Genomic DNA, 2,309 nt, shown 5'->3' on the forward strand with positions numbered 1-2,309 from the left:
CTCGTGCTCTTGAATAGCCTTGACAATCTGTGTTTCGGTGAAGTTTGATTTTTTCATATTTACTCATTTAAAATTAAGCGCCTTTGCTAACTTTCAAATGAGCGAATTATAGGGAAGCCGACACATCCTTGCTTATGTCCGCTTGACAAAACGGACATTCAACCGGGTCTTGTAGTCCTTCTGGAAGAAGTCTCTTATTTGCTGTGTCGTGTATCTCAACATATTCAAAGGGAGAATTTTCATCTTCCGAACTATCGTCAAACAAAAAATAAGCATTATCACCGGCAGCAAACCAATTGCTGTCCTCATCATAGTAGCCATCTATGAATTTGCGTTTTCCAAATGCAGTTTCAATTTTGGCTTTAAACTCTCCCGCTTCAAAATATTTCTTTGGAATTAAATAAACAGTTGTCTCTGACATAAAGTAACGGTTGTGATTGCGTATAACGCTGACGGCTTTGTGCTTGTGGCGGCACTCTGTGGTTCGTCAGCCCTGGATAAAGATACACTGCCACATTGATAACTAATAGTCAAGCCCTTGTTCTTCCAGCCGCCATAGCACAAAACCGCTGTTATGCCCAGCTTGCTATTCGGTTTCACTGTGTGTCAAGTGCAATTTTTCATCAACTTTGACCACGAGTTCTTTCTCGAACACTTCTGTTAAATGCTTCAAGGTCTTACTGCCTACGCCGCCATTCCCTTCACTTCCACCTTGCCCGTATTCATCATAAGCGTAGCAAATAAATATTTCTGACGTCTTTGCCCTTTTCCAGTCTTCTTCGCTACCGTAATACCTGAAAATGTAATCACATTGCCCTTTATCAGTTTTAATTTTTAGGGTCACATACGTGTGTCCGTCGTTGTACGAGTTGTCAATAATGGTGTCTTGTTTACCATTGCCGACGTACGCTAATATTTTATTGCCAACAGTGTCACGGATAATATTCTCATTGCTCTTTATCACGTATGTCACGGCACTATCCAAGTTATCTTTCATTGTCTGATATTGATAACCCTTCAACGAACCGTGCGTCCCAGCTCCAATCAAGCAACTGGTCAAGCAGGCTAAAACAATAATTGAAAAGAATATACCAAATGTTCTTGTCATAGTAGGCTGCCACAAAAGTTGGGCATAACGGCCATCGGCTTGCCGCTGTACCGGCATTCGTGGTTCGTCAGCTTAAATTTATTACTAAAGTTGAATAATGTTCATTTGTTTAGCACTTGTCCGTCAGCCGGTATAGTGGCAAACCGTTGTTGACAGCAGTTTTACCAGAGTTTCCACCAAGCTTTCTTGTCAACAGGCTTAGCAACTTCCTTAGCTTCGTTATCAACTTTTTCCTTTTGAAGTCCTGCTTCTATTTCTTCCTTTTTCAGTTCCCAAGGAATTTCGGTTATGTCGTCACAATAAAAACCTTCAAAGCTTAACGTACTGATTATCTTCTCAACGTTTTGTCTGTTCGAACAAATTAAAAAGAAGAAATCATCCCAATCAACCGCAAAAAGCAACTCTTTTTGTCTGTCGTAAATAAAATAGTCTTTGAAATTAACTGCTTCCACAAAGTCTTTTTCTGTCAAAGAAGCAATATCCAACTCCTTTTTATTTTGACAGAATTCTTCTTCAATAATAAGTTCAGGTTTGTTCAAAAAATGAAAGGCTTTGAATATTTCCTTTTTTGAAAGTGTCTCAAAGTGTCCTTCAGTTGGATGATAGATTTGATTTGCGGTTGTAAGGTTAGAAAGCCTTTTTGCTAAATCAGGTCTTTGAAATACCTTCCTGTAAGCTCCGATTGACGTTTTCAGAGCTTTATTGATGTCGCCATAAGTTTCAAATCCACAACCTTCTTTTATGTCTCTCCACGTTACCTGCACTGCATTCAAATAGATTTCTTCGTTATCGGGATAGTTGTCATTATCGTAAGAGTATATGTCGGCAGCAGGTTTTGGCATTTTCTGAAAAATCTCATTTGCTGCTTGTGCCTGTTCAAAAGTTATCCGTTTTGACTTTTGACGTCCTTCTTGTGAGAAGTTGCCATTCTTTATTTTGAAAAAGGGAGGAAAGGTAATGAAGACCGTGTCAAAGTAGTCCTTGAAATGCTGTTTGATTGGATTGTCGTGTCCTGGATGAAGTTGTTTTTCTGCGAAGATGTCCATATTAATTTCTGTCACTATGAAGCTGCCTTCTAATTTCTGCCAACGTTAAAGCATTGCTGTCAGGTGTGGACTTGGCAGCATTGCCGATGATTAAAGTTAATCAGATGCCATGTTATTCGTCAAGCTGAATAGTAATACGTATAGCCACACTTGCA

At 39.3% G+C, this 2,309-nt stretch carries 3 protein-coding genes; all 3 read right to left on the bottom strand.

Features of this window, described 5'->3' with window-relative positions:
- Window positions 1-106: 106 nt before the first annotated feature.
- The 3 genes from D6024_RS26265 to D6024_RS26275 all read right to left on the bottom strand — a co-directional run bounded on the left by D6024_RS26265 (window position 107) and on the right by D6024_RS26275 (window position 2,154).
- Window positions 107-421 carry a hypothetical protein gene (locus D6024_RS26265; RefSeq protein WP_121357791.1) on the bottom strand — a complete coding sequence of 105 codons (315 nt, stop codon included), beginning with the start codon at window positions 419-421 and terminating at the stop codon, window positions 107-109.
- 165 nt (window positions 422-586) lie between these two features.
- Window positions 587-1,165 carry a hypothetical protein gene (locus tag D6024_RS26270; RefSeq protein WP_121357792.1) on the bottom strand — a complete coding sequence of 193 codons (579 nt, stop codon included), beginning with the start codon at window positions 1,163-1,165 and terminating at the stop codon, window positions 587-589.
- A gap of 104 nt (window positions 1,166-1,269) precedes the next feature.
- Window positions 1,270-2,154 (bottom strand): DUF2711 family protein, encoded by an 885-nt coding sequence (locus D6024_RS26275; RefSeq protein ID WP_121357793.1) that lies wholly within the window; start codon window positions 2,152-2,154, stop codon window positions 1,270-1,272.
- Window positions 2,155-2,309 lie beyond the last annotated feature (155 nt).

The sequence above is a fragment of the Flavisolibacter nicotianae genome, assembly GCF_003628535.1.
GTDB lineage: Bacteria > Bacteroidota > Bacteroidia > Chitinophagales > Chitinophagaceae > Flavisolibacter > Flavisolibacter nicotianae.

What these genes read in the sequence shown, in the direction of transcription:
- D6024_RS26270 (WP_121357792.1), bottom strand. Translation starts at nt 1,165, where the DNA reads ATGCCGGTACAGCGGCAAGCCGATGGCCGTTATGCCCAACTTTTGTGG.
- D6024_RS26265 (WP_121357791.1), bottom strand. Translation starts at nt 421, where the DNA reads ATGTCAGAGACAACTGTTTATTTAATTCCAAAGAAATATTTTGAAGCG.
- D6024_RS26275 (WP_121357793.1), bottom strand. Translation starts at nt 2,154, where the DNA reads ATGGACATCTTCGCAGAAAAACAACTTCATCCAGGACACGACAATCCA.